The following is a 26615-nucleotide window of genomic DNA, read 5'->3' as shown; positions in this document are numbered from 1 at the left end:
ATCTAATCCATTTCGGAATAAATATCTTCTGCTTTTAAGTTAATGACATTGAGTATTTAAGCCTTTTTATCTATGTATAATTTGATATTAACGTAAAAAAAGACCTCATAACCACATTTTTATGATTACAAGGTCTTCATTTTGTGTTTTATGAATGATTCGGCTTGTGTCTGGGCTGTTGATCCGGAAAAGGGACAGTTGGGAGTTGGTCAGTGATCGGGTGATGGGTGATTAGCACTCGGTCACTGGATCAACTGTTTTGCCCTTTTGAGGATCAATTGGGTTGCCCTTTGACACAAGATCTTTCTTCTTTTATTTTCGGATCTGTCCCGTTCCGTATACGATATTTTTAATCGACGTCAGCGCCAGCAGTCCCATTGGGCCTCTGGCGTGAAGTTTTTGGGTGCTGATTCCGATTTCGGCGCCGTAGCCGAATTCGAAGCCGTCGGTGAAGCGGGTGGAGGCGTTGACGTAGACTACAGCTGCATCGATTTCGTCCAGGAATTTCTGGGCGTGGGTGTAGTTGTTGGTGATGATTGCTTCGGAGTGTTTTGTGTTGTAGCGGTTGATGTGCGCGATCGCTTCGTCGATAGAGGAAACCGTTTTAATGGATACGATATAGTCGAGATACTCTTTTCCCCAGTCCTCTTCTGTCGCTTCTTCTGCTTCCGGCATGTATTCTCTTGCCTTTTCGTCTGCGCGCATTTCCACATGTTTTTCTTTTAATCGTTCCTCCAGAACCGGGAGCAGTTTTTCACGTACATTTTCGTGTACCACAATCGATTCACACGCATTACATACGCCGACGCGCTGTGTTTTTGCGTTCAGAATAATATCCACTGCCATGGAAAGATCGGCTGTCTCATCCACGTAGATATGACAGTTTCCGGTTCCTGTCTCAATGACAGGAATCGTGCTGTTTTCCACGACAGCGCGGATCAGTCCGGCACCGCCGCGCGGAATCAGAACATCGACATAGCGGTTCATCTTCATAAACTGCGCCGTCGTCTCGCGGGAGGTATCTTCGATCAGAAGCAGGGCGTCTTCCGGCACCTGCTCCTCTTTCAGTGTTTTCCGAAGAGAGGCAACAATCGCCGTATTCGAGTGGATTGCATCGCTTCCGCCTTTTAAAATCACGACATTTCCCGTTTTGAAGCAGAGTGCAAATGCATCCGCCGTCACATTTGGGCGTGCCTCGTAGATGATGCCGACAACACCGAGCGGAACACGTTTCTGTCCGATCAGAAGACCGTTCGGGCGTTTTTTCATTCCCAGCACTTCCCCGATTGGGTCGTCCAGTTCGGATACCTGACACATGCCTTCTGCCATTGCTTCAATCCGGCTTTTGTCCAGAAAGAGCCGGTCCAGAAGTCCCTGAGACATGCCTTTTTCTTTTCCATGCTCCATATCCAGCGCATTGGCCGCGATAATCGTTTCGGCGTCTGCCACAAGGTTTTCCGCTGCTTTTTTCAGCACACGGTTTTTCTTCTCCGTCTCCATGATTCGAAGCACAGGCTCCGCCTGGCGGGCTCTCGTTCCGATTTCTTCCAGCTTCATCATACTCGTCTCCTCCTCGTGTTGTCTTATCGTAATTGGCTTAACGGTAAATCTTCTGCTCTGTCACCAGCATCTGCGGCAGAACATCCGTCTCTTCAAACGGCACCGCATCAAACAGCTGAAACTCAAACGCCGCTGCAACCGTTGTAAACCCTGGATGTGCGGCAAGAAAGCGGTCATAAAATCCTTTTCCATATCCTACTCTGTGGCGCGCCGGATCAAAGGCCACACCGGGTACCAGCAGAAAGCCCTCTTCCCGCGTGCAGACCTTTCCGCCGTCCGGCTCCATAATGCCAAAATAGCCGGATTTCAGCGTGGAGAAATCTTTGATCTCATAATAAACCATATCATCGCCTTCCACGCGCGGCACAGCGACCGTCTTTCCCATTTGCAGGGCCTTCTCGATCAGATCCCGTGTCATGACTTCTTTTTTGAAGTCCATATACGCAAAAAAGCAGTCCGCATCCAGAAACTCCGGCAGAGCCGTGATTTTTTCATAAATCATACGGCTCTTTTCCTGAATTTCTTCCTGTGTGGCTGCTCTTCTTCGGGCAAAAACTTCTTTTCTAATGTTTCCTTTTGCTTCCATAGCGCTCCCCCAGATTTACGATTGTTCCGTCTTTCTCCTGCACATCAATATTGTCGAGCTGGGTACGGAGGTTCATTTTCACGGCTGCAATATATTCTCTCCGCAGCTTCTGCTGCTCTTCTTTCTCCGCCGGTGTCAGCCCCTCTGCTTTCGCCTTGCGGGCAAGTTCGTTGATTCTCTGTATATTAATTTCCATTTTCTGTATTTTTCTCCTTTGTTTCAACTCACAGTCGGTATTTTCACAGAGTCTGACATGTCGAAAATAGTTCGACTGTGACTCGCCTCATGTCAGTGGAGGATACCGATTTCTCTCCGCCTGCCACTACCGTTATGTTTCTTTTAACAATTCATCCCACCGCTTTAGAAGCGAGGGACTTGCTTGATTCGGTTAAATGACCGGATTTTCTTTTTATCTTACCGCAAAACACAGGATCTGTCCAGCCGATCTGAGAAAAATCCTGAAATCCAGCTTTATCACCGGATTTCAGTCTCATCTGCATAATTATCTAAAACAATCAGAACCCATGTTTTTCCAAGATTCAGTTTAATCTTCTCTCCATTGCTGTCCCGGTACTTTGTGACACCCCACGGATCATCCTTGCTCCATGTCACGTCGATGGCCTTTCCGCTTGTGATATACGTTCCCATTCCGCCGTTTACCACATCAATATCGAGATATTCCGCATTGTCATCATACTTTTTCCAGGAACAGTACTGCACGATAATGTTCTTCACCGCAAGCTGTTCCTGTGTCATCTCATCGATCTGCGGTTCCCCGAACTGATAACGCAAATACGTGCCGCTCGCCTCATCGTACGAAAACCATGGATTATTGTGGAAATATCCGCCCGGTGCCACATAGGCGGCATTTCGTCCCTGTTCCAGCGTTTCCGGTTCTGTCTCGGATGCAAACTGGAAAAATCCGTCATAACCGTCTTTGTAAGATGTCCGGTAGCCGCAGAGATCGATTCCCGCTGCAATCCCGGCCGCGTCCAAATACGCATTGTGCGGCGACGGACGATCCGACGTCCGGTAATACACCTGTTCCGAATACTCCATGCCATTCACATTGTCTATGTGATCCGATTCGAGCAGCGGAATCGCATACGCCGCCTGTCCATAGTGGTAATACAGAGCGTCAAATCCCGCTGCCAGATACACATAATATTCGCGGCAACTCCGCACCGATCCGATCTTTTCGAGATCATCATAGTTTTCAAACAGCCCCATCAGGCGCGTAATGCCGCCTTCGACCGGCGCTTCATAGATCACTCCCGCACGGCTGATACCGCTCTGCGGGCAGGCGCTGATGATATTGCTCAGCATAACCGCCACCGGGCGCCTTCTTCCCTGTACTTCGGCGACAGGTTCTCCTGTCAGATAACTTTTCACCATACCTTCCGGCAGCGCATCCTCCGCGGGTGTCGGCTCAATCGCTTCCGGAACCAGCGGTTCCGGTGCCGGATCTTCGGTCGGGGCCGGTGGTTCCGTAGCTTTCGTTTCTGTCTTGCTTTCCCCTGCTGTCTCTTCTGAGACATAAGAAGTTCCTGCCGATGCAGTTTCCGGTGCCGTTTCCCCAATTTTCCGGCATCCGAACAGCATCATGCTTCCCAGCAGAGCAATCCCCAATGTGTAAAACCCTCTCTTTTTGATAAAGACCCCTCCTTTTCTTCTTTCAATCAGTCTCTTGTGATACCGAGACGCTGCAGCACCTCTTCCTGCTTTGCCTCCATCACGGCTGCTTCCTCCGGTGTCATATGATCATAACCCAGAAGATGCAGCATACTGTGTGCAACAAGAAAAGCAAATTCGCGTCTTAAAGAATGACCGTATTCCTCCGCCTGCGCTCTTGCGCGCGCAACAGAAATCACAATATCACCCAGCATCAGCTCACCGCTGTCCGGGTTAAAACAGTCATCTCCCTCTTCCGTCTCCAGAAAATCGAACGAAGCCGGAGAAGGATAATCTACCATCGGGAAAGAAAGCACGTCTGTCTCCCGGTCAATGTTTCTGTGTTCCCGGTTCATGGTGCGGATATTTTCCGGATCAGTCAGAATCAGTTCTACTTCTGCCTCATACGGGCACGCTTCCTGATCCAGCACACCATTGATTACCGCTGCTGCAACCTCTTCCGGATCAAATCCAAGGTCAAAATCCTGTTCATTTTCAAACGTCAGTGTCATTTATTTTCCCTCCGTTTTCTCGTCGTACTTTTTGCTCTGCCGCTGTGATTTTCCGGCTTTGCTTTCTTTTCATATTCATCGTAAGCCTGTACAATCTTCTGCACCAGCGGATGACGGACAACGTCCTTGCTTGTCAGCTCGCAGAAGGAAATTCCGTCTACTTTTTTCAGTACCTGCATTGCCACATCAAGGCCGGAGCGTGTACCGGAAGGAAGGTCCTTCTGAGAGGCATCTCCGGTTACAATGACTTTGGAACCGAAACCGATACGGGTCAGGAACATCTTCATCTGCGCCGGTGTCGTATTCTGTGCCTCATCAAGGATAATAAACGCATTGTCGAGCGTACGGCCTCGCATGTACGCGAGCGGCGCAACCTCAATCAGGCCTTTTTCCATGTTTTTCTGGAAGCTCTCTGCTCCCATGATCTGATACAGCGCGTCGTAGAGCGGCCGCAGATACGGGTCAATTTTACTCTGCAGGTCGCCAGGCAGGAAACCGAGTTTTTCACCCGCCTCAATCGCCGGACGCGTCAGGATAATACGGCCTACCTCATCGTTTCGGAATGCCGTGATCGCCATCGCCATCGCAAGGTACGTTTTTCCGGTTCCGGCAGGGCCGACGCCGAAGACGATCATCTTTTCCCGGATCGCATCCACGTACGCTTTCTGACCGAGTGTTTTCGGTTTGACCGGACGGCCTGCGACCGTGTGGCAGATGCAGTCACTGTCGATTTCAGCAAGGCTGCTTCCGCTGTCCTCCATAACAAGTGAGATTGCATAATTGACGTTCTGTGTGTTGATATCATTTCCGCGGCGTGAGAGCTCCAGAAGCTGTGTCAGACATTCCTTTGCGCGCGCTGCATTCGATGCCGGGCCCACAATTTTTAAAACGCCGTCCCGGGAGATCAGCGTAACCGCCAGGGATCTCTCCAGGATTTTGATGTGTTCATCAAACTGGCCGAATACTTTCTTTTCATGTTCGATGGGCAGTTCCATCTGCAGTTCTATCATGTTGTTATTGCTGTTCATCTACCATTGTTTCCTTTCCATCCGACATCTTCTGCATTTCGCAGGGCTGTGCTTCTACGGCCCGTTCTATCACGCGAAGTGTCCCTTTTGTGATACATGACGTATCGTTAAGTTCTATTGTAACATGATTCTCCGATATTTGAAGTCCTTTTTCTGATAAATTTCTGTGGAATTTCTGATAATTCTGCGAGGCTTTTTCTTTTGCCTCGTGTTCTGAGTAAGTTTCTTTCTGAACTTCAAAAGGAAATTTCTGACGGTAGCCGAAATAAAACGGAAGGGCAAAGTTTTCTGTCAGATAAAGCTGCTGAAGGGATACTTCCTCGTCTGCTCCATTTTCCCTTTTCTCTGTTTTCTGATCCGCCGTTCCGGTCATGCTCCGCAAACTCTCCACAAAATTCTCCGGCAGCAGATTTCCAAGGAAAAATCGGTAAGCAGAAATCTGGAATACCGGCGTTTTTTTCTCTGCTTTCTGATATGTCCGTACCGTATGGGAAAGCGGAAAGGTATCATAATAGTACCACGTCGTCTCAAGGTCAATATCCGCGTCTGCGTGAACATAAGAATAATCATACGTTTCCCCACTGTCATTCACAAGCGGAATCTCGCCCTTTACAAGAATGTCTCCCGCTTGACATGTATCACCGGGGAGCACCTGCGGAATGCCGTTCCGTGTGATAATACGCACGACCGTCCCTTCTTTTTTCGCCACAAGATTCTGCGGATCATCTGCTTTTTCTTCGATCACATAGCCGTCTACGTTTTCTTTTACCGCAAGGACAAGCTGCGTCCCTTCTATTTTTGCGGACACCCAGGTCAGATTCGGAAACTGCTCCCGCAAATACGATGCGGTCTGGCTGCAGTCCACACGTTTTTTCCAGCTTCCATGATGAATCCCGGCCGCGTCAAGGCTGTTTAAGATCGTCTGCGTACTGTTCGCGTAATTTCCTTCCACATGAATATTCCAGATGAACTGCGACAGCGTGTAAAGTCCCGCCAGGCAGAGAAAAATACCAATAAAAAATGCCTTTCTTTTTAAACTTCGCCGGTAAAAGAAAGGCAGTCCCTGTTTTTTCTGTATTCGGATGCGCACACCGCTCTTGCGGCGGATCGGCAGGAGGCGGAAAAAATCTTCCGGCAGAAGGCTCATCTCAAAGCAGCCCTGATGTTCTGTCACGTCCCACAGTGTGATGTTATGGTGCCCGCACAGATTGAAAAAACGCTCCGGTTCACGGCCCGTCACACGAATCCGCACACTGCCTTTCCAGAAAACCTTTCCCCTCTGCAAACGCACACCCCCTTTTCAGCATTGGAATGATTGGAATCATTACACTTATTGAAACGTCGCCTGATCGATTCTCCCTTCCACCCGCATCTCCTCCCCGGAATACGAAACAATCCGGATTCCCTCTCCCACAAGGAGCAGCCTGCCATATTGTGTAAGCACGCAGAGGCGGCACGCATTATATTCCAGAATCCTGCGGAAATTTTCAATCTGCACTTCTCTCCCGCCGTAAAACGTCACAACCGGCTCGCCAAAAGCAAGATCTGACGGAACCTGCATCGCCGAAAGCAGCTCCCCGCCCGGCGGATGGAGTGATTTTTTCTGCTTTTTCTTTTTTCGCATCCAAAACCTCCTCCGCTTTGCGGGTCTGCTTTTTGTTCTATCGCTATTTTATGCAGAAAAAAGCACAAAAATACCCCACAGCCGCTGGGGTTTCCTGCCCGATCAGGCTGCGGGGTTTCATTTCTCTTTTTTAAAAACATTTTTTGCAGGGTTCATACCCCTGGGCTTCTGCATTTTCTCTCGTCATCTGATATGCCCGATCCGGATTCATTCTGCCGCAGTTATTTTTGTTATGGTACTTCGATCCGGTCTCTGAAATCCACACGAGCTGTCCTCCATACGGATCCGATTCCTGCGGTGCTTCCGTTACCTGCGGTTCTTCGGCAGTCACTGCCGGCTGTGATTCTTCCGCTGCCTGCGTTTCGACGGTTTCTTCCGCCGCAGCTTCTATGGTTGGCTCAGGTGTCGGCGTCTCGGTCGGGTCAGCCGTTGGAGTTGGGGTAGCAGTCGGAGTCGGGGTAGCGGTCAGCGTTGGTGTTTCGGTCGGTGTTGCTGTCGGCGTTGGTGTTGATGTTTCAGTCGGGGTCGGCGTCGCTTTTTTCGTCGGCGCTGCCGTAACGCTGACGGAAACAGACTCTGCAGATGCCTTCTGTGTTTCCTTACTGCTGTACGTCACAGGTGTCAGCGCACAGGCGGAAACCAGCAGCAGCACAGGAAGCAGCACAGGAAGTGCTTTCGCCACATGAAACCGTTTCTTTATCGTATTCCAGGTAACCGGAAGCAAAAAGATTCCAAGCAGCAGCAGTGACAATGCATATGCCTTCTCCTCTTTCCAGTAACCGGCTCCCGCCAGCATCATCAGAATACCGAACAGATACCTGAGAAAATTTCCTGCCTTTCTCAGCATATTTCATTCCCCCTCTTGTGTATTTTCTGAATTTCTTACAGCGAAATCCTCTACTGTAAATACGTTTGAAAGAATGGAAAATTACATCACAGATTACGATTCTTTATAGAAAATCATGCTGAACCATATGACCATATGCTCGCCGAGGTAATAATCCATCATGTTTTTTTCAATCAGGTTTGCAACAACGATGCCGTGGCTCTCGATGCATGGATGCATCAGTTCAAGATGGCGGCAGCCGCCTCTCGGGTAGGTACATTTATCGCAGAGCTGGCAGGAATCGGAGGAAAGGGCGAAGGTGAGCAGGGTTTTGTCTTTTAAATGCTGCTCGATTTCGCGTGTGATTTTTTCGTGCTCCGATTTTGTTTTTAATGTCTCATCCATATCCATGATGTTGTCCACTTCTGCGATGCTGGAGAAGAACAGAACGTGATCGTAGTTCATGCAACGCTCCTTACAGACTTCAACAGTGCCTACCGCCGGCGGGCAGGACCAGGAGGCTCCGTAGCGGGAGCACTCCTTTTTGCAGATCTGGCGGACCCGGTCATTGAATTCGATGTCCTCCGGTTTTACAAATGCATACTGATAGATAGGAAACTGGGTAATATATTCTTCGATTTCTGTCTGTGTCATTTTGTCATCCCTTCTCTTTTGTTACAGATCTTTTTCCAAAAAAGCAAATACCATATTCCAGTACGTCTGGAGCATGCGCCCTCTGGTTCCAAACAATTCATGCTTTGCGCCCGGTACTTTTACCATTTTTGCCATGCCGGGACGGCGTTCTGCCATTTTCCGGATCATCCGCTCCTGGGCACGGTTGGACACAAGATGATCGTTCTCCGCCTGAAATAAAAGGACAGGAGCCTCGATCCGTTTCCATCCGCTCCGCATCAGATCGCGGTACAGATGTGCGGCGGCATGGAGCCATCCGTAAGAAGCGGCATTTAGGTGATACAGCGGCTCTTTTTCCCGCTTCTGCTGGTAATAGAGAAAGCGCGGACGGGAGAGGGACGAACTTTGTTTAAAGCTTTCGATTCCCTGGTATGGTTTCTGTCCTACCACATACTGTGTGCCTCGTTCTGTGGCACAGGCAAAAGCTGCGATCCGTTTTGCATCGGCGAACGGCACTTTTCCGGTCAGCGGACGGATCATCGGCGAACTCAAGACCACTTTCCGGAACAGATGCGGCGCTTTGGCGGCCGCTGCTGCTGCGATTCCGCCGCCCATCGAGTGAGAATAGAGAACGAGCGGAAGACCGCATGCCTCTGCTTTTGCTTTTCGTGCAACAAAGAGCAGATCTTCTACATAACGATGGTAGGAATCGACATAAACAAGCGACGGATCCTCCACCAGACGGTAGCTCTTTCCGTGGCCGCAGTGTTCCGGCAGATAAACATGAAAATGCTCTTTGATAAAATAATACACGATCTCTTTATATTTCTCTGCATTTTCCGTAAAACCGTGTGAGATTACAACAACACCTCTCGGGCGGAATGCGCGGTAACGAAGAACATGAATCGGATGACCGCTCTCCCTTTCCCAGTAAAATTCTTCTGCATGAGCGGCGAGGTACGGCTCCACACCATTCTGCATCCGCTCCGCATAATTTTTTTCCTGTAATACGCGTGTTCTCATTAGCAAATCACCTGCTTTCATCCAGATACGAAAGGATATCCTGAAGATTGTCGATGGTACAGTCCGGTGTAACTTCAATTTTGTTCGGAAGATGATCCGGGTTGTACCAGCAGGTCAGGATTCCTGCATTTTTTCCGCCGCGGATATCACTTGTGAGGGAGTCGCCGACGATCACAACCTCATCCGGTGCATAACTTCCGATTTCGTTCCATACCGCATCAAAAAAAGCCTTCTGCGGCTTGTCCACACCGACCTGTTCCGAGATAAAAACGCCGTCCAGAAGCTGATCAAGCCCGGAAAAGCGGAGTTTACGCTCCTGTGCAACAGTGGTTCCATTTGTTACTGCATACTGTTTTACGGTAGCTTTCAGCTGTTTTACCAGTTCATCTCCGTGATCGCAGAAGAAAGCCTTATCGCCGAGGCGGATCTGATATTCATCATTGAATACCTTTACCTGATCCGTCGGCAGTCCTTCCGATTCAAAAAATTCATGGAACCGTCCAAGCATCACCTGTTCTCTCGTAAGCTCTCCCGTCTCCAGCCGCTCCCAGTAACCGCGGTTGATCACGCTGTAGCGCTGCAGCATTTCGTCCGTGCAGGTTCCCATATGAAACTTGTTGAAACAGTAATCAATTGCATATCGTTCCGACATCTTAAAATTCAGAAGTGTTCCGTCGATGTCCCACAAAATTACTTTTATCAAAGAGAAATCCTCCCTTGGTTTCATTTGTATTTTCCAATTATCTGTTTTTCATTCTAGCATAGATTACAAATACGATCAATTGTATTTTAGGCATTGTATCTTTTGAGAAAAAGTGCTACGATAAAAAAGAATTTCCGTGAAAAAGAAAAGGAAGAAGGAAGAAACACTATGAAATTTACTTATCCAGCCGTTTTTCATAAAACCGAACAGGGAACCTACGAAGGTTATTTTCCAGATCTCGCCTGCTGCTATGCAAAAGGGGATACCCTCGACGAGGCGCTGGAAGATGCCATTCACTCCGCCTATGACTGGATCTCTCTGGAACTGACGGAAGAAGAACCTGATTTTCCGCCGGTATCGGATGTGGCAGATCTCGGGAAAAGCGAAGGTGAAATTGCAAGAAATATTGCCGTCAACATCCGGCTTTTTGAGGGATGGGACGAATAAGTTCAAAAAAGAGAAAGAAAACCGTATTGCTGCGATATTCGAAACGCGGCGATACGGTTTTCTTTTTATCTCTTCCAGGTTTTCAGCATCTCTTTTTCTTCTTTGCTGATCCGCAGCGACTCTCTGATTTTCTGAATTGTTTTGTTATGTGTCCAGTCATCGAGACTGTTTTCTTTCAGCAGTTTCTGTGTCTTTTCCGGAAAATGAATATAACAGATCGATACTGCCCAGGCGACGGCCATTTTTACGTAATAGCCATCGTGATGAATCTTTTTCATCTCCTCCAGCACAGCATCGATATACGCTTCGTTGATAAAAAAGTCCAGCAGACACACAACACCAAACCGGATTTCATATTCCCGGCTGCTTTTCAGCCATTTCTGCAGATATCCATACCAATACTCCTGGTCTTTCTTCATAAAATGGCACGTTGCACAGGAGCTGTCACAGATTCCCCAGCTGTTGATCATCGGCACGAAGCGGTCCAGTTCTGCCGTCTGTTCTTCACGGGTCAGCTTTCCGTAGCCGATCATCATTCCGCGGATCAGAAGCTCCTCGTAGACTTCCGGATTAAACTGTTCGGTATAAACTTCATAGTGGTCTCTTGCTGTCGCTTTTGCAATCCGTCGCGAAACCAGAATGCGGACACCAAGAATCCGACAGTTCTGTCCCGGAACAAGAGAGCTGTGAAATTCCCGGTATTTTGCATCTATATTGCTTTCCAGTTCTGCCCGAATGGCCTGCATTACTTCCTGTTCCATATGATTCCCCCTCTCTTTTCTTTCTCTTTAAGATGTTTTACACGCTTTTTACAAATGTTTAACCCTGTTATTTCTGCACTTCTGATAAGATAAAATTAAAGTAAACGATAACATCCACCCTGCCAAATGCCAGATCTTTTCCGGCTGAAAGGTGAGTCTTATGAAAAAGAAATATACATTTTTTCAAAATATACCATTCCTGTGCAAATTTCAGAAGCAGCCAGCCCTTGCAGAAGAAGCGCCAGTTGTTTCCACAACGCTGTCTATTCCGTTTTCCGGACCCGCAGAAAGATCCTTATATTTTACCGAAAACCCGGATTTTACCGCTCCCTCTGCCGGTATCTATTCCCGTCGTTTTCCGGGAAGCCGGATCTTTCTATATTCCAGCGATCCCGAGCACGATCTTGCGGCAGTTCCATCCTCTCTTTTCGATGTGCTGCACCGCTATTTTGCCGTCCATTCACCGGATGATATCATTTTATGGAAAGATGGCATTCTCTCCTTCCAGACCATGGAAAATCAGCCGCAGCCGTTGACTGCTCTTTGTACACCGGATGATGCACGGGATTCCAAAATCATTCCGTTCCCCACACTGTCAGAACGGCAGCGCATTTCACAGTAACTGCTATTTAGCCAAACCAGCAGGAGTATGATGGAAAATACCCCTTTCCGTCATGCTCCATTTTTTACTTAATTCCGAGAATTCCACTAATCCGCTCTTTTGAAAGCCCCGCGCCGATTACAATCAGCACTTCCTGGCTCTCCGGCACTGCCTGGAATGTCATCTGTTCCCGCGTCGCATTGATTTCGCTCCACACAGTTTCGCCCGTCTTTACAATTCCTTTGATCCGAAATACATTGCCGCATGATGGATCCGCAAAGATTGCTTCTGCTGCCTTTTTCAGCGCTTCTTCCGTAATCTTCGGCTCCAGAAAGCAGAGCGAATCAAATGTCTGCTGCTCGCCGAAATCCAGCTTCCGGTAACCCTCCGAACGGTAACTGCATTCGGAGAGCATTTTGAAATCATCCTCTGTCAGATCATCCCAGTTTTTCTGTAAAATTTCTGCATCAGAAAACTGTCTTCTGCAGCCTGCCTGCTCGAGCGTGCGGTTCAGATGGGCAATCGTTTCTTCTTTCTTTTCCTCCGAAACATTCTGTACTTTGCTCAGCACGATTTTACCAGCGTTCGCCGCCTCGGAAGCCAGCAGATACTCTTCTTCCTCCGACAGCTTCTCATCGAGCCCGGCATCCAGAATCGTGATGACGCTTCCCGCCTCATACCAGCGGTTCAGCGGCTCGTCGTACAGCGTGTCAAAGAACTCATCCACATCGTAAATCCCCGACGGTTCCACGAGAATGCGGTCGTAGCCGCTCATGCCCATCGAGATCAGTTTCGTGCGGAACCGTCTGCGGTGTGTCTCTTTGTCGCATCCGCCGGAAATCATCTCCAGCTCGCACTGATCGCCGCGCAGTTCCTGCAGAAGCAGCATATCCACATTGACTGCCCCAAAATCATTCTCCAGGATGCCGATGTTCTTTCCCTGCGCCATCAGATACTTTGCGTACTGTTTCAAAAAAGTCGTCTTCCCTGAGCCAAGGAAGCCTGTAATCAGATCAATTTTAATCATTTCTGCTGTCCTTTCTGCTGTCTTTTTCCGTCTGCAGCCTGCGAAGCTTCGAACACTCTATTTTCGTCTGCGCTCTTTGCCGGTAAATGTATCGATGTCTATGCGCCATACGGCAACGCGCTCCACCATCTCCGGCAGAAAAGCGATCTTCGCCTCCGGTGCGATATGCGCCATGATTTTTTCCAGGCCTTTCTTCTTTGCCTCCGGATCTGTCACCTCCGTGATGGTTCCGTTTCCCATGATACTGCGGTACGCATAGGAATACGCACACGTATAGTCACCTGTAATCACTTCATGGTTGTAATCCATCTCCACTGCCACGCGCGGATCCGCTGCAAATGCAGCCGCCTTCCGCCCTTCTTTTGTCCCATGCAGGTACAGACAGACGTGAAGAGTTCCATCTTCTTCCCGGACATCATATCCATAATTCATCGGCACGATAAACATGCCTTCCTCATCCATCGCCCCGATCCGCACAACCTCGCAGCTTTCCAGAATTTCTCTTAAAATTTCAGGATCTGTAATCTCCCGCTTTTTTAAACGCATTTCACGCATCGCAATCACACCTCTCTTATTCGCAGCTATTTATGATATGGCTCCCCGCAGTTAATGCGGTAGCTCCGGTAAATCTGTTCCAGCAGAATAACCCGCATCATCTGATGCGGAAATGTCATTTTTGAAAAACTGAGCGCATAGTTCGAACGCTTCAGAACTTCCTCGCCAAGCCCTAAGGAACCGCCGATCGCAAAAATAATATGGCTCGTTCCCTGCACGCCGAGCGTATCTATTTTCTGGGCCAGCTCCTCGGATGTGAGCTGTTTTCCCTTAATTTCCAATGTAATCAGATAAGCGTCATCCCGGATATATTTGAGAAGGCGCTCTGCTTCTTTGTTTTTGATATTTGTCTCTACGGTTTCACTCGCGTTGTCCGGTGTCTTTTCATCCGCCACCTCGATAATTTCCAGCTTTGCATAGCGGCTGAGGCGCTTGGAATACTCGGCAATCGCATCCCGTAGATATTTTTCTTTGATTTTTCCTACTGTCAATACTGTAATTTTCATTCTGTAATCTTAAAACCCTTTCGGATATCTGTCAAAAACACCAAAAGCCATATAGATCACTTTTTGTCCGCGTCTATATGGCTTTTAGTTTAGAAAAGCAATGCCTTATGCATTTTTGCTTTTGATATACTCATCAATTCCTTTAGCTCCGGCTTTTCCGGCACCCATAGCAAGGATAACGGTTGCTGCACCTGTTACAGCGTCACCGCCGGCGTAAACGCCCTCTTTGCTGGTCTTTCCGGTTTCTTCCTCAGCTACGATACATTTTCTTCTGTTGACATCCAGACCGTAGGTGGTGGAAGAAATCAACGGGTTCGGGGAAGTACCAAGAGACATGATAACTTCGTCTACTTCGATTTCGAACTCAGATCCTGGAATCTCAACCGGTCTTCTTCTTCCGGAAGCGTCCGGCTCGCCAAGTTCCATACGGATGCAGCGGATACCGGTTACCCAGTCTTTGTCGTCGGTCAGAATTTCTACCGGGTTGGTCAGAAGGTCGAAGATGATACCTTCCTCTTTTGCATGATGAACTTCCTCTGCACGGGCTGGAAGCTCCGCCTCAGAACGACGGTAAATAACGTGTACCTCTGCGCCGAGACGAAGTGCGGTTCTTGCAGCGTCCATAGCTACGTTGCCGCCGCCGACTACAGCAACTTTCTTGCCGTGTGCGATCGGGGTATCGTAATCATCGCGGAATGCTTTCATCAGGTTGTTTCTGGTCAGGAACTCGTTTGCAGAGAATACGCCGTTTGCGTTCTCACCCGGGATTCCCATGAACATCGGAAGGCCAGCACCGGAACCGATGAAGACTGCTTCAAATCCTTCGTCTTTTAACAGCTCGTCGATGGTAACGGATTTTCCGATGATAACGTTGGTCTCAATTTTAACACCGAGAGATTTTACGTTCTCGATCTCAGCAGCAACTACTTTGTCTTTCGGAAGACGGAACTCCGGAATACCGTAGCTTAATACACCGCCAGCTTTGTGAAGTGCCTCGAAAATGGTTACATCGTAACCAAGTTTTGCAAGGTCTCCTGCGCAGGTAAGTCCTGCCGGGCCGGAACCGATGACTGCGATCTTGTGGCCGTTTTTCTCTGCTGCCGGAACCGGTTTGATACCGTTTTCTTTTGCCCAGTCAGCAACGAAACGCTCCAGTTTACCGATGGAAACAGCGTCGCCTTTGATTCCGCGGACACATTTGCCCTCGCACTGGCTCTCCTGTGGACATACACGGCCGCAGACTGCTGGGAGCGCACTGGACTCACCGATAATCTTGTATGCTTCCTCGAAATTTCCTTCTTTTACCTGTGCAACGAATGCCGGAATGTTGATATTAACTGGGCATCCTGTGATACATTTTGCATTTTTGCAGCCCAGGCAGCGCTGTGCTTCTTCTACTGCTTCGTCTTTGTTGTATCCAAGACATACCTCATCGAAATTTGTGGCACGTACCTTCGGCTCCTGCTCACGTACCGGTACTCTATTTAATCCCTTTGCCATTATTTGTCACCTCCGCACTGGCCGCATCCACCGTGATGGGTTGCGCCTTCCTGGTATCTTAAGAGAGCTCTTCCCTCTTCTGTCTTGTACATCTGCTGACGTTTCATAGCCAGGTCGAAGTCTACCAGATGACCGTCAAACTCCGGTCCGTCTACGCAGGCAAATTTTACTTCATTGCCTACCATTAGACGACAGGCACCGCACATACCGGTTCCGTCTACCATGATCGGGTTCATGCTGACAACGGTCGGGATGTTCAGTTCTTTTGTCAGAAGACATACGAATTTCATCATGATCATCGGTCCGATGGCAACACAGACATCATACTGTTTGCCCTGGTTCTGTACAAGGTCGCGGAGTACATCGGTACCCATACCTTTTCTTACGTAAGAACCATCGTCTGTGGTTATGTACAGATTGCTGACAGCTGACATTTCTTTCTCGAGAATAACGAGATCTTTTGTCTTTGCTCCGACAATGGCGTCAGCAGTGATTCCATGCTCATGCAGCCATTTTAACTGCGGGTAAACCGGTGCAGTTCCAACACCGCCGGCTACGAATACGATCCGTTTTTTCTTCAGTTCTTCGATATCTTCGCTGCAGAACTCGGACGGCTGCCCCAGAGGTCCTACGAAATCCATGAAAGCATCTCCCGCTTTGAGATCTTTCATTTTTTTGGTAGATTCTCCGATCGGCATGAATACGATGGTGATAGTTCCTGCTTCTCTATCGTAATCACAAATGGTCAGAGGAATTCTTTCTCCTTCTTCATCTGCCTTGACAATAACAAACTGTCCAGGGAGGCAGTGCTGTGCTACTCGCGGTGCTTCTACTACCATACGGTAGATATTATTCGCGAGCATTTCCGCTTCTTGAATCTTGTACATAATATCCTCCTAATCTTGTTAGAAATATTTTAACAAAAGCACGACTTGGATTTTCGCGCATTTTATGTTAATACTTTATCACGTTTCCGGTTATTTGTAAACAACGGACAACATCTTTTCCCATCATCCGTGTTCCTCCAGATAATTTTCGAACTGTTCCATGGACATCAGAACTTTTCTCGGCTTGGTTCCTTCCTCCGGTCCTACGACACCGGCATCCGCGAGCTGGTCCATGATTCTGGCCGCGCGGTTGAAACCGATTTTCAGCACTCTCTGGAGCATGCCGATCGATGCCTTATCTTTTTCGATGATAAATTTTCCGGCTTCCACGAAGTAATTATCGCGGTTATCTCCGCCGCCTGCGGCAGAACCGCCATCCAGGCTTACGGTGTGAATCCGTTTTTCGATATCCGGATCATAAGCGTTCTCGCCGTAGTGATCTTTTAAGTAGGCAACGACATCGCTGACCTCTTTATCCGAAACAAAGGATCCCTGCAGACGGGCCGGTTTCTGGTAATCCTGCGGCTTGTAGAGCATATCGCCTTTTCCAAGCAGTTTTTCCGCACCTCCCATGTCGAGGATCGTACGGGAATCTACGCTGGAAGAAACCGAGAATGCAATACGGGACGGCATATTTGCCTTGATAAGACCAGTGATGACATTGACGGAAGGTCTCTGTGTTGCAATAATCAGATGGATGCCGGCCGCACGGGCAAGCTGTGCCAGACGGCAGATCGCATCCTCCACTTCTCCCGGCGCAACCATCATCAGGTCGGCAAGCTCATCCACGATAATGACGATCTGCGGCAGTTTTTCCGGTTTTTTGCCGTTTTCATCCGGCGGCAGCTCGGCAACTTTTGCATTGTAGCCTTTCATATCGCGCACGTTGAATTCCGCAAATTTGTTATAACGGTCTGTCATCTCCGCAACCGCCCAGTTCAGAGCTCCGGAAGCCTTTTTCGGGTCTGTGACAACAGGAATAAAAAGGTGCGGAATGCCGTTATAAACAGAAAGCTCAACGACCTTCGGGTCGATCATGATCAGTTTGACGTCTTCCGGTTTTGCCTTATAAATAATACTCATAATCAGTGTGTTGATGCAGACCGATTTACCGGAACCGGTCGCACCGGCGATCAGAAGATGAGGCATTTTCGCGATATCTGCGATGACCGGCTGACCGGCGATGTCTTTTCCGACAGCAAAGGCCAGATTCGAAGAAAAGTTCTTAAACTCCGGTGTTTCAAGAAGATCACGCAGCATCACGGCCGTGTTCGTCTTATTTGGAACCTCGATTCCGACTGCGGATTTTCCCGGGATCGGTGCCTCAATGCGGACATCTGCTGCTGCAAGACTCAGCTTGATATCGTCGGTCAATCCGACAATCCGGCTTACTTTCACGCCCTGTTCCGGCATCAGCTCATACCGTGTGACGGTCGGTCCGCAGCTTACGTTATTGACTGTAACTTTGACACCGAAGCTGTCCAGCGTCTCCTCCAGTTTCCGCGCTACTTCCCGCAAATGCGCATCGGAATCGCCCATGGCACCGCGCATCCCTTTTTTCAGAAGATTCATCGGCGGTGTTTTGTACTCCGGCCGCTTTTCCTCTGCTTTTTTCCCGATTTCCTGACGAATGCCGTCTATATCCGCCTCGATCTCTTCACAGGAAGACCGCGGATTTCTCGTATGATCCGCAGACGTTTTCTCTTTTTTCGCCTCTTCTGCAGCTTGCCGTGTCATCTCCGGTCCTGTCTTTTCCGGCTCTTCAGCCGGCACAGAACCACGGTGAATCGAAAGCTCCGGCATCTCCATCTGATGGGTATCGTCGTTTTCGTTTAAATCAGCCTTCGATTCCACATGAGAAAGAAGGCGGGATTTCTTTTTCTTCCCGGCTTTTTTCGGTTCCTCCACTGGCTCAAGAATCAGCTCTTTTCCTTCCTCTTCCTCCATCGCAGCTTGGCGCGCCAGACGCTCCTGGCGGCGCTCCTCCGCCATCCGGCGGTGGTCATTCGTCTTTTCATGGATCGGCGCGAGAATCGGCTTCTGCGTCATCACGATCACGGAAATCACGATGGCGATCACAATAATCACCCACGCACCGATCTGGCCGAATCCCATGCCGAGAATTTTCACGACAGACCCTCCTAAGATTCCTCCGCCGAGATGATCGTAGGCGCTGTCAAAATAGTAATCCAGAAATGTCGTATCTCTCGTATAGCCGGACGCCAGAAGCTGCATAAAAGCGCAGAAAAAGACGAAGCAGCTGATCGCTCCCCCGGTTTTCCGCACAATTAAAAAGTTCTGTCTGTTTGCTATGTAAAATGCTGTTCCAAAGAAGATCAGAACCGGTGCTGCCCACTCTGTCACGCCGAAAAGGCCGAAAAAGAAGTCGCAGACAGCCTGTCCGATCACGCCGCCCATACCGAAATTACTGAGCATCAGCAGAATCGAAACAGCAAGCACGGAAAGCAGAATAATTTCTGCGCGCACTCCCTCGTCCATCGGCTCACGGACTGTGTTTTTCCTTGTGCCGGAGGTACGTTTTGCGGTACTGCTCTTTTTCGCCGTTGTTTTTCTGGCCGTTGTTTGGGTCTGTTTCTTTTTTGCTGTTCCGGAAGCAGAAGTTTTTTTCTTTGTCTTCCCGCTTCCCTTTGTTGTATTTGCCATGCAGAACTTCTCCCCTTTCTCGTATTACAGCAGAAAATATCCTGCAATGGAGAATGTCCCGACAAGAAGACAGTACAAAGCAAAATATTTCAGTTTCCGTTTTTTCACCACACGCATCAGAATGCGGATCGTAAAGTAACCGGCAAGTGCCGCCATGAAAACGCCGACCAGATATACCGGATGAAAAACAATTTTATTTTTTCCCATGGTCGCAATTTCAACGATCGTTGCCCCGATAATCGCCGGAACACTCACAATCAGAGAGTATTTCACAGCGTACGAACGGGTCATGCCGCCGATCACACACGCAGAAATAGTCGAACCAAGACGGGAAAGACCCGGAATCGTGGAAAAGCCTTGGAAGAATCCGGCAATCAGTGCATCTTTCGGCTTCAAATTTTTCTGCGTTTTTTCTCCCTCCGGAAGCATATCTGCCACCACAAGCAGAATCGCCGTCAGATACAGACCAACGCCAGGTGCCAGCAGATTCGAGGAGGTCAGTGTGACAAGGCTCTGAATCATGCCGCCGATTACAGCAGTCGGGATGGTGGTCAGAATCAGCAGGAAAGCAAGCATACGGTAGTTGCTGCCGAGTACCTTCCGGTACTGCTTTCTCTCCTGATGCTGACTGGAAAAGTGTTCCTTTAAATTATGAAACAGATCGATTATGATTCCGCACAGCGCGAGGAAGAGACGTTTCCATTCCTTCGAAAATGTGAGCAGAATTGCAATCATGGAGCCAAAGTGCAAAAGCACATTGAAAAACACCGTCTGCGTATCTTCGATCTTCATAAAGTGACGGAAGATAATCAGATGTGCGGAGCTGCTGATCGGCAGGAATTCCGTGATTCCCTGGATCAGGCCCAGAAATAAAGCTTCTATTACTGTCATTTTTTTATCCTGTTCCCTTATTTTTCTCTTTTGTGAAAGTCCGGACAAAACTTCCGTTCGAATTTTCACAGCGAACTCATTCTAACACAAAATCCCCTGAAACACAAGCCGCGCCGTGAAGTCAATTTTCTGTCCCTGCTGCCTTTTTCATCAGCTCATTCAGCTTTTCGAGCGCGCGGGCAATGCCGCCGACCTCGTCGATCAGGCCTTCTTCCACTGCCTGCGGGCCGTCCAGCATTGTTCCGACATCCTTGACCAGCATTTTCGTATCGAGCATCAGCTCCTCGAGCCGTTCCTTGGTGATTTTAGAATGGGCCGATACAAAACCTGTGATCCGATCCTGCGTCTTTTCCATATTACGGTACGTCTGTGCAACACCGATGAACATGCCGTTTGTACGCACCGGGTGAATGACCATGGTGGCACTCGGCACGATCAGCGAATAGTCTGCTGCAACGGCGAGCGGGACACCGATCGAATGACCACCCCCTAAAACGAGCGATACCGCAGGCTTTCGCATGGACGCAATCATCTCTGCAATTGCAAGACCGGCCTCCACATCTCCGCCTACGGTATTCAGGAGAATCAGAAGACCATCAATACTTTTGTCCTCCTCGGCACGGGCAAGAGCAGGGAGAATGTGCTCATAGCGCGTCGCTTTCGTGCGCTCGCCGAGTGATTCATGCCCCTCCACCTCGCCGATGATGGACAGCAGATAAATGTTGGTCTTCAGTTCTACAATATTTTCTTTTTCTGTCTGGTTTTTCTGTGATTCTGCCATACGGATTTCCTCTTTTCTGCTATTCCAAAATAGCTTCATCAGTATGCGCAGATTCTTATGATTCTATGTAATTTCCAGCGAAATTACTCGTCCAGATTGGTGTATACGTACTGTACGTCGTCGTCGTCATCCAGCAGATCCAGGGTACGGTTCAGATCTTTTAATGCCTGCGGATCGGTCAGCTCTACGTAGGTCTGTGGGATCATGGTAACGTCTGCCTCTGCCATGGCGATACCGTCTTTCTCCAGAGCCTCACGTACTGCGGAGAAGTCATCCGGATCGGTAATGATTTCGTAGCTGTCCTCTTCGTCTGCGAAGTCTTCTGCGCCTGCATCCAGAGCAAGCATCATCAGATCGTCAGCATCCATTTCGCACTCTTCTTTGTCGATGATGATCTGGCCTTTTTTGTCGAACATGTAGGATACGCATCCCGGTGTTCCAACGCTTCCGTTTCCTTTGGTGAAAGCGCTTCTTACGTTTGCTGCGGTACGGTTCTTGTTGTCGGTCAGAGTCTCTACGATGATCGCGATACCATTCGGGCCATAACCTTCGTAGGTGATACGCTCGTAGTTGTCTGCGTTTGCATCTCCGGCAGCTTTTTTAATACCGCGGTCGATGGTATCGTTCGGCATGTTGTTTGCTTTTGCTTTTGCGATAACGTCACGCAGCTTGCTGTTGTTTGCCGGATCCGGTCCGCCCTCTTTGACAGCGATTACGATCTCACGGCCGATGATGGTAAAGATTTTACCTTTTTTTGCGTCGTTTTTTTCTTTCTTATGCTTAATATTGGCAAATTTTGAATGTCCTGACATACCTCTTTTGTCTCCTTTATTTAAAGTATTGCTTTTCTGTAAAAAGGTTTCCCCGAAAAACGGCAGAAGCCCATATAATATAGAATATAGCACGATCTTTCTCATTCGTCAACCGTGAACCGCGCCAAAAATACCCCTTATGTAGGCAGATCCAGGCTGATTTTCAGTGCTTCGTTCACAAGGGCCAGCTGTTCCGGCGTCAGATGACAGATTTTATCTTTCAGCCTTCTCTTATCGATCGTCCGAAGCTGTTCCAGTAAAATAACAGAATCCCGTACAATCCCATAGGCGGACGCTTCGATCTCAATGTGTGTCGGCAGCTTCGCCTTATTCATCCTCGATGTAATCGCCGCACAGATCACCGTCGGACTGTGCCGGTTGCCGATGTCATTCTGAATGATCAGCACCGGACGGACACCGCCCTGCTCACTTCCCACAACGGGCCGCAGGTCGGCATAATATACATCGCCACGCTTGATTACCACTTGTGCTCACTCTCCGATTCTTTCCGTTTTGCTTTCCCATACGATAACGATCCGGCGTTTTACGCCTTTTAAAATCGTTTCCATGTATTTAATATTGCCTGTTTTTCCGGAGGTATTCACAAATTTCATCCGGCACTTCAAAAAAGTCCGCCCGGAGTCCTTTTGGGAACCCGTGATTCTGATCTGCTTTGCTCAGATTGACTGCAATCCTCTGATAATCTCGGATGCTGTTACATAGGAAGCACTGCTTTTTTCTTCCGCAGCCTCTCCCGCCTTTCCATGCGCATATGCCGCCAGTGCCGCTGTTTTGGCAAGGCTGATTTTTTTCTCATTTTTTTCACACTGACGTTTTGCTGCAAAGGCGCCTGTGATTCCCGCGAGCACATCGCCGCTTCCCGCCGTCGCAAGCGCACTGCTTCCGCTTGTGTTTATGTAATACTGCTCACGCCCTTCCTCTGCTGTCACGGTTACGGAATCCTTTCGTACACAGCAGGCCTGGTATTTTTCGGCTGCCCTTCCGGCGCTTCCTGCCGGCTCACGCTGGCATTCTGCAATGGTCGTGTGCAGCAGCCGTGCAAGCTCTCCTACATGAGGCGTTAAAATTTTTTCTGCCCGGCAGCCCGAAAGAATCTCTGCATCTTCTGCAATCAGGTTCAGCGCATCTGCATCCAGAACAAGAGGAACTTCTGTGTGCTGCACCGTAAAAACGAGCAGTTCTTTTGCCGTCCGGCTTTTGGAAAGCCCCGGTCCCGCAACAACAGCGTCCGCCCAGGCGAGATCCTGCAGCAGGGCTTCTTCCGGAAGCGGCTCATCCTCCTTCCAGAAATCCGCCATTGCTTCCGGCAGGGCACAGAAAAGCGGCGTACGGTTTCTTTCCTCTGTCACAACCTTTACCATGCCGGCACCGGATGCAAGGACTGCCCTGGCACACAAAACAGCGGCTCCGCACATGGCACCGGAACCGGCAAGTACCAGCACCTTTCCGAAGGTTCCCTTATTTCCCATCGGCGTGCGGGTAAGAAACCGGTCCAGATCTTCTTTTTCCACTGAACCGTACCAGGGCGTCTCCTCTTCTCCTGCATCAAAGCCGATTCCGATATCACGGACCAGGACCTCTCCGGCATATCGTTTTCCGGGATCAAAAAGAAGCCCTGGCTTTGCACAGGCAAATGTCACCGTGGCTCTGGCTTTCACCGCCGCATCAAGGACCTCTCCGGTATCCGTGTGGATCCCCGAAGGGATGTCCACGGCAAGAACAGGAACACCGCTTGCGCAGATTGCTTCCACTGCCCTCCGGTACTCCCCTGCCAGCGGACGGGATACGCCAATTCCAAAGATGGCATCTATGATAACAGTATATTCCCGGAAATCCGGATTCTTAACCTCACGGACCCCATAATTTTCCGCAATTTTCTTCTGTGCTCTCATGCCTTCACTGTATTTTTCCGGATTTCCAAGACAGAACAGTTCCGCATCCACCCCTTTCGTCTTTAAAATCCGTGCAATTGCCGCACCGTCCCCTCCATTATTTCCGGGACCGCACACAGCAAGGACTTTTCCTGTATCCCATGTTCCATTTTGAAGCTCCTCCACGCAGGACAGCGCCGCGCGCTCCATCAGTACCAGGGACGGTACCCCCATGGTTTCGATCGTATTGCGGTCTGCCTGCTTCATCTGTGCTGCTGTAAGAATCCGTTTCATCGCTTTTCCTCCTTTTCCTGCCTTATCCGGAAAGTGAACAGAAAAAGTCTCCGGTTTCCCGAAGACTCTCCTGCTTTTGTTTTGGTTTCTTAATTGTTCTTTGGATGCTCCGCCTCATATCTGGTCAGATTGTAGGAGAGACGCATCAGACTTTCGGAAAGATGGACGTTCTCGACGATCACATCTTTCGGAAGTTTTAAGTTTAGATCGGTATGTGCAAAATTCCAGATTGCTTTTACACCGTTGTCCACGAGAATCTCTGCCATCTCTACCGCTTTTGCTTTTGGCAGTGTCAAAGCCGCAATCTCTACATGGTGTTCCTTGATAAATTCCGGAAGCTCGTCCGCCATGCGGATTTCAATTCCGCGCACGGAGATTCCTTTTAATACCGGGTTGACGTCAAAAATACCGACCGTTTTGAATCCGCTTCTTTCAAAGGCCGCATAATTGGCAAGTGCCTGTCCCAGATTTCCGGCTCCGACAAAAATCATATTGTGGACTCTGTCCAGACCTAAGATTTTTCCAATCTCGCTGTACAGATACCGCACGTTATAACCATACCCCTGCTGGCCGAAGCCGCCGAAATTATTTAAATCCTGGCGAATCTGGGAAGCTGTCACTTTCATCCGCTCGCTCAGCTCACCGGAAGAGATCCGTTCTACTCCGTCCTCCAGCAATTCGCCCAGGTAACGATAATATCTAGGAAGTCTTTTGATAACTGCCCGCGAAATTCCTTTTTCTTCCAAGATAAATTCCTCCTTATTTACACCTGCATATATTCATATTATATATGGTTGATAGAAAATTGTCAAAGATTTCTTGAAATTTTGTGTATTACTCTCTATAATAAGGATGGTGTATTATGTCAAAATACAGAAATATGTTATCTGGAGGAACCACATGATTCTTGCATGTCAGAATATCTCGAAAGCATTCGGGACAACGGAAATTATCAAAAATGCATCTTTTCATATAGAAGAACGCGAAAAAGCCGCACTGGTCGGCATCAACGGCGCCGGAAAATCGACGCTGTTAAAAATCATCATCGGCGAAATGAGGGCCGATGAGGGAGAGGTCATCCTCTCCAAAGGAAAGACGATGGGCTATCTCGCCCAGCATCAGGATCTGACCGGACACCTTTCCATTTACCAGGAAGTGCTGACCGCGAAACAGAATCTGATTGATATGGAGGAACGCCTCCGTCAGATGGAAAGTGATATGAATACAAAATCCGGTGCAGAGCTGGATGAACTTCTTTCCACCTACACCCGCCTCTCCCATACCTTTGAACTGGAAAACGGATACGCGTACCGCAGTGAAGTCGTCGGTGTTTTAAAAGGTCTTGGCTTTTCCGAGAGCGATTTTGAAAAACAGGTGGACTCCCTCTCCGGCGGTCAGAAGACCCGCGTGGCACTTGGTAAACTGCTGCTCACCAAACCGGACATCATTCTGCTCGACGAGCCGACCAACCACCTCGATATGGACTCGATCTCCTGGCTCGAAACGTATCTTTTAAATTACAGCGGAGCCGTCCTGATCGTCTCCCATGACCGTTACTTTCTCGACCGCGTTGTCACAAAAGTCGTTGAAGTGGACAATAAAAAAGTAACAACTTTTGAGGGAAACTATACCGCCTACAGTCAAAAAAAAGCAATGCTCCGTGAAGCCGCTTACCATGCCTGGGTCAACCAGCAGCAGGAAATCCACCATCAGGAAGAAGTCATTGCAAAGCTGAAATCTTTCAACCGCGAGAAATCCATCAAACGCGCCGAGAGCCGTGAAAAAATGCTGGACAAAATGGATGTGCTGGAAAAGCCGACCGAAGTACGCTCCGATATGCGGATCCGTCTGGAACCGCGCATCACAAGCGGAAACGATGTGCTGACCGTCGAGCACCTCTCCAAAGCCTTCCCGGGACAGACGCTTTTCCAGGATCTGAATTTCGAAATCAAGCGCGGGGAGCGCGTCGCAATCATCGGAAACAACGGAACGGGAAAAACGACGATCTTAAAGATCTTAAACGAAGTCATCCGCCCGGATGTCGGCTCTTTTACACTTGGAAGCCGTGTACAAATCGGTTACTACGATCAGGAGCATCAGGTGCTCCACATGGAAAAGACCATTTTCCAGGAGATTTCCGACGCGTATCCATATCTGACAAACACCGAAATCCGAAATGTGCTGGCCGCCTTCCTGTTTACAAACGACGATGTCTTCCAACCGATTCATACCTTGAGCGGCGGTGAGCGCGGACGAATTTCCCTTGCCAAGCTGATGCTCTCGAACGCCAACTTCCTGATCCTCGACGAGCCGACCAACCACCTCGATATCGTCTCTAAAGAGATTCTGGAAAATGCACTGAAGGACTACACCGGAACGGTGCTATATGTCTCCCACGATCGTTATTTTATTAACCAGACCGCAACCCGGATTCTGGAGCTGACGGGACAGACACTCGTCAACTATATCGGAAATTACGATTACTATCTGGAGAAAAAAGAAGAGCTGACCCGCATCTATGCTCCTGCTGCCGATGCCGCCGCTCCGGAAGAAGCAGCGGCTCCTTCCGAAGCCTCCTCCACAAAGCTGGACTGGAAAGCGCAGAAAGAAGAACAGGCACGTCTCCGCAAGAAAGAAAACGAGCTGAAAAAGACGGAGAAACGAATTGAAGAGCTTGAGACACGCGATTCGGAAATTGATGAGGAAATGTCGAAACCGGAAGTCGCAACGAATGTGGCAGAGTGTGTGAAATTAAGCAAAGAGAAAGCAGAGATTGCCGCGGAACTCGAAGAGCTGTATGAAAAATGGGAAGAGCTTGCCGAATAGGCCTG

General features: G+C 49.0%; 28 protein-coding genes. 3 read left to right on the top strand and 25 right to left on the bottom strand.

Annotated elements, in window-relative coordinates; all coding sequences use genetic code 11:
• Window positions 1-312: 312 nt before the first annotated feature.
• The 12 genes from DW743_RS04190 to DW743_RS04140 form a co-directional block, all read right to left on the bottom strand.
• Window positions 313-1557, bottom strand: a complete 1245-nt coding sequence (locus DW743_RS04190; protein ID WP_117760579.1) for a glutamate-5-semialdehyde dehydrogenase — start codon at window positions 1555-1557, stop codon at window positions 313-315.
• A gap of 40 nt (window positions 1558-1597) precedes the next feature.
• Window positions 1598-2146 carry a 5-formyltetrahydrofolate cyclo-ligase gene (locus tag DW743_RS04185; protein WP_055228183.1) on the bottom strand — a complete coding sequence of 183 codons (549 nt, stop codon included), beginning with the start codon at window positions 2144-2146 and terminating at the stop codon, window positions 1598-1600.
• On the bottom strand, window positions 2124-2342 hold the full coding sequence (locus tag DW743_RS18080) for a DUF896 domain-containing protein (protein ID WP_055267865.1): 219 nt from the start codon (window positions 2340-2342) through the stop codon (window positions 2124-2126). Before DW743_RS18080 ends, DW743_RS04185 begins: the two co-directional genes overlap by 23 nt.
• A gap of 278 nt (window positions 2343-2620) precedes the next feature.
• Window positions 2621-3775, bottom strand: a complete 1155-nt coding sequence (locus DW743_RS04180) for a DUF3048 domain-containing protein (RefSeq protein ID WP_117760303.1) — start codon at window positions 3773-3775, stop codon at window positions 2621-2623.
• Window positions 3776-3825: 50 nt separating this feature from the next.
• A complete protein-coding gene (gene ybeY, locus DW743_RS04175; RefSeq protein WP_055228185.1) occupies window positions 3826-4329 on the bottom strand; it encodes an rRNA maturation RNase YbeY in 504 nt (167 codons plus the stop codon).
• Window positions 4326-5357: a PhoH family protein gene (locus DW743_RS04170; RefSeq protein WP_055267861.1), complete on the bottom strand. Its 1032-nt coding sequence runs from the start codon at window positions 5355-5357 to the stop codon at window positions 4326-4328. Before DW743_RS04170 ends, ybeY begins: the two co-directional genes overlap by 4 nt.
• Window positions 5344-6642, bottom strand: coding sequence for a sporulation protein YqfD (locus DW743_RS04165; RefSeq protein WP_055267859.1), 1299 nt, complete (start codon window positions 6640-6642; stop codon window positions 5344-5346). Before DW743_RS04165 ends, DW743_RS04170 begins: the two co-directional genes overlap by 14 nt.
• A 45-nt stretch (window positions 6643-6687) precedes the next feature.
• Entirely contained in the window at window positions 6688-6981 is a 294-nt protein-coding gene (locus tag DW743_RS04160) for a YabP/YqfC family sporulation protein (RefSeq protein ID WP_055267857.1), read from the bottom strand.
• A 130-nt stretch (window positions 6982-7111) separates the two neighbouring features.
• Window positions 7112-7828, bottom strand: a complete 717-nt coding sequence (locus DW743_RS18720) for a hypothetical protein (protein WP_055217959.1) — start codon at window positions 7826-7828, stop codon at window positions 7112-7114.
• A gap of 93 nt (window positions 7829-7921) precedes the next feature.
• Window positions 7922-8461 (bottom strand): DUF2284 domain-containing protein, encoded by a 540-nt coding sequence (locus tag DW743_RS04150; RefSeq protein WP_055217961.1) that lies wholly within the window; start codon window positions 8459-8461, stop codon window positions 7922-7924.
• A 21-nt stretch (window positions 8462-8482) separates the two neighbouring features.
• Complete coding sequence (locus DW743_RS04145; protein ID WP_022462559.1) at window positions 8483-9463, bottom strand: alpha/beta fold hydrolase; 981 nt, start codon at window positions 9461-9463, stop codon at window positions 8483-8485.
• A gap of 7 nt (window positions 9464-9470) precedes the next feature.
• Complete coding sequence (locus DW743_RS04140; RefSeq protein WP_158568525.1) at window positions 9471-10166, bottom strand: YjjG family noncanonical pyrimidine nucleotidase; 696 nt, start codon at window positions 10164-10166, stop codon at window positions 9471-9473.
• A gap of 168 nt (window positions 10167-10334) precedes the next feature.
• Here DW743_RS04140 and DW743_RS04135 point away from each other — a divergent pair, with 168 nt between their 5' ends.
• Window positions 10335-10613, top strand: coding sequence for a type II toxin-antitoxin system HicB family antitoxin (locus DW743_RS04135; protein ID WP_055228190.1), 279 nt, complete (start codon window positions 10335-10337; stop codon window positions 10611-10613).
• A gap of 65 nt (window positions 10614-10678) precedes the next feature.
• Here the strand turns inward: DW743_RS04135 and DW743_RS04130 are convergent, their stop codons facing one another.
• Window positions 10679-11374: a DNA alkylation repair protein gene (locus DW743_RS04130; protein ID WP_117760305.1), complete on the bottom strand. Its 696-nt coding sequence runs from the start codon at window positions 11372-11374 to the stop codon at window positions 10679-10681.
• A gap of 160 nt (window positions 11375-11534) precedes the next feature.
• On the opposite strand from DW743_RS04130, the gene DW743_RS04125 reads away from it, so the two are divergent.
• Window positions 11535-11996, top strand: a complete 462-nt coding sequence (locus DW743_RS04125) for a hypothetical protein (protein ID WP_117760306.1) — start codon at window positions 11535-11537, stop codon at window positions 11994-11996.
• A 64-nt stretch (window positions 11997-12060) separates the two neighbouring features.
• Here DW743_RS04125 and DW743_RS04120 read toward each other — a convergent pair whose 3' ends face one another.
• The 12 genes from DW743_RS04120 to DW743_RS04065 form a co-directional block, all read right to left on the bottom strand.
• Entirely contained in the window at window positions 12061-13002 is a 942-nt protein-coding gene (locus DW743_RS04120; protein ID WP_117760307.1) for a GTP-binding protein, read from the bottom strand.
• 57 nt (window positions 13003-13059) lie between these two features.
• Window positions 13060-13557, bottom strand: coding sequence for a pyridoxamine 5'-phosphate oxidase family protein (locus tag DW743_RS04115; RefSeq protein WP_117760308.1), 498 nt, complete (start codon window positions 13555-13557; stop codon window positions 13060-13062).
• Between the two features lie 26 nt (window positions 13558-13583).
• Window positions 13584-14063 carry a 23S rRNA (pseudouridine(1915)-N(3))-methyltransferase RlmH gene (gene rlmH / locus DW743_RS04110; protein ID WP_117760309.1) on the bottom strand — a complete coding sequence of 160 codons (480 nt, stop codon included), beginning with the start codon at window positions 14061-14063 and terminating at the stop codon, window positions 13584-13586.
• Window positions 14064-14168: 105 nt separating this feature from the next.
• Window positions 14169-15563 (bottom strand): NADPH-dependent glutamate synthase, encoded by a 1395-nt coding sequence (gene gltA / locus DW743_RS04105; protein WP_117760310.1) that lies wholly within the window; start codon window positions 15561-15563, stop codon window positions 14169-14171.
• Complete coding sequence (locus DW743_RS04100) at window positions 15563-16450, bottom strand: sulfide/dihydroorotate dehydrogenase-like FAD/NAD-binding protein (protein WP_055217977.1); 888 nt, start codon at window positions 16448-16450, stop codon at window positions 15563-15565. Before DW743_RS04100 ends, gltA begins: the two co-directional genes overlap by 1 nt.
• A gap of 123 nt (window positions 16451-16573) precedes the next feature.
• Complete coding sequence (locus DW743_RS04095; protein WP_022462568.1) at window positions 16574-19114, bottom strand: FtsK/SpoIIIE family DNA translocase; 2541 nt, start codon at window positions 19112-19114, stop codon at window positions 16574-16576.
• A gap of 24 nt (window positions 19115-19138) precedes the next feature.
• Entirely contained in the window at window positions 19139-20005 is an 867-nt protein-coding gene (locus tag DW743_RS04090) for an undecaprenyl-diphosphate phosphatase (protein ID WP_022462569.1), read from the bottom strand.
• 121 nt (window positions 20006-20126) lie between these two features.
• Entirely contained in the window at window positions 20127-20786 is a 660-nt protein-coding gene (locus tag DW743_RS04085) for a ClpP family protease (RefSeq protein WP_022462570.1), read from the bottom strand.
• An 83-nt stretch (window positions 20787-20869) separates the two neighbouring features.
• A complete protein-coding gene (locus DW743_RS04080) occupies window positions 20870-21598 on the bottom strand; it encodes a YebC/PmpR family DNA-binding transcriptional regulator (protein WP_022462571.1) in 729 nt (242 codons plus the stop codon).
• A 137-nt stretch (window positions 21599-21735) separates the two neighbouring features.
• The gene (locus DW743_RS04075; RefSeq protein ID WP_022462572.1) at window positions 21736-22083 is read right to left on the bottom strand and encodes a type II toxin-antitoxin system PemK/MazF family toxin; all 348 of its coding nucleotides are present in this window, start codon (window positions 22081-22083) and stop codon (window positions 21736-21738) included.
• A 192-nt stretch (window positions 22084-22275) separates the two neighbouring features.
• Entirely contained in the window at window positions 22276-23784 is a 1509-nt protein-coding gene (locus DW743_RS04070; RefSeq protein ID WP_117760311.1) for an NAD(P)H-hydrate dehydratase, read from the bottom strand.
• An 89-nt stretch (window positions 23785-23873) separates the two neighbouring features.
• Window positions 23874-24530, bottom strand: a complete 657-nt coding sequence (locus DW743_RS04065; RefSeq protein WP_022462574.1) for a redox-sensing transcriptional repressor Rex — start codon at window positions 24528-24530, stop codon at window positions 23874-23876.
• Window positions 24531-24684: 154 nt separating this feature from the next.
• Here DW743_RS04065 and abc-f point away from each other — a divergent pair, with 154 nt between their 5' ends.
• Complete coding sequence (abc-f, locus tag DW743_RS04060; RefSeq protein WP_055227886.1) at window positions 24685-26610, top strand: ribosomal protection-like ABC-F family protein; 1926 nt, start codon at window positions 24685-24687, stop codon at window positions 26608-26610.
• Window positions 26611-26615 lie beyond the last annotated feature (5 nt).

Origin of the sequence: Blautia sp. AM28-27 (assembly GCF_003480905.1) — a bacterium.
Taxonomy (GTDB): Bacteria; Bacillota; Clostridia; order Lachnospirales; family Lachnospiraceae; genus Fusicatenibacter; species Fusicatenibacter saccharivorans.
Note: the sequence above shows the minus strand (reverse complement) of the source record. Positions and strands in the feature narration are given on the sequence as shown.